The organism is Aeromicrobium sp. CF3.5 (genome assembly GCF_051262695.1).
Lineage (GTDB): Bacteria > Actinomycetota > Actinomycetes > Propionibacteriales > Nocardioidaceae > Aeromicrobium.
The window spans coordinates 1-979 of the sequence record NZ_JBIMEZ010000027.1 but is presented as its reverse complement, the minus strand read 5'-3'; the positions used below and the strand labels follow the sequence as shown (position 1 = coordinate 979).

Annotated in this window: 1 pseudogene; it reads right to left on the bottom strand. The window is 65.2% G+C overall.

Annotation, left to right across the window (positions count from 1 at the left end):
* Positions 1 to 19: 19 nt before the first annotated feature.
* Positions 20 to 929: pseudogene (locus ACHAA3_RS16810) on the bottom strand (IS5 family transposase).
* Positions 930 to 979 lie beyond the last annotated feature (50 nt).

The following is a 979-nucleotide window of genomic DNA, read 5'->3' as shown; positions in this document are numbered from 1 at the left end:
CTAGGGCGTGTCTCTGAAGTCATGCCAGCCAGAGCATGATCGCGGCCAGGACGATGCCGCCGCGATAGACGTGGGCGTGTTTGTCGTAGCGGGTCGCGAGGCCGCGCCAGTTCTTGACGTGGTTGAAGGCGCGTTCGACGACGTTGCGGTTCTTGTAGTCGCTGGCGTCGAAGTTCACCGGTCGGCCGCCGCGCGAGCCTTTGCGCAGCCGGTGCGCGGCCTGGTCCGACGGCTCTGGAATCACCGCGGTGATGCCGCGAGCTCGTAGATGCGCTCGGTGTGCTCTGGCTGAGTAGGCCTTGTCGCCCCGCAACGAGTCCGGTCGTGTTCGCGGGCGGCCCGGTCCGACTCGAGCGACGCTCAGCTCGGCCAGCAGGCGCGGCAAGGCGGGCGAGTCATTGGCCTGACCCGGTGTCACCGCGATCACCAGAGGAAGCCCGTTGCCGTCGACCAGGGCGTGGGTCTTGGTCGTCAGCCCGCCTCGAGATCGTCCGATCGCATGGTCGTCAGGCTCGTCGCTGCGCCTGCAGGAAATCGTGTAATTCGACTCTGCCCCCTGTATGAGAGCTGGGCCCACCCTGGACCCGGGCCGCGGTCGCACCATGCTGATGAACACGCGCGCTCGTGGAATCGACCGATACCTGCCAGTCGATCTCGCCGCGAGCGTCGGCCTGAACCTGTAATTCGGCCAGGACCTTGTCCCACGTCCCGTCAGTGGAGAACTTGTAATGGCGCTTCCACACGGTCTGCCACGGACCGAATTCAGCTGGCAGATCCCGCCACGCAACACCGGTGCGATAGCGGTAGATCGCTCCCTCGACCAAGGTCCGGTGATCACGCATCGGACGCCCCATCGCCCCTTTCGGCGGCGGCAGAACCGGCTCGATCCGTTCCCACATCTCATCGCTCAGCACGGCAGTTCTACTCATCATCCCAGCATCGAGTCCGAACCCCGCTCAATATTGGAGACACGCCCTAG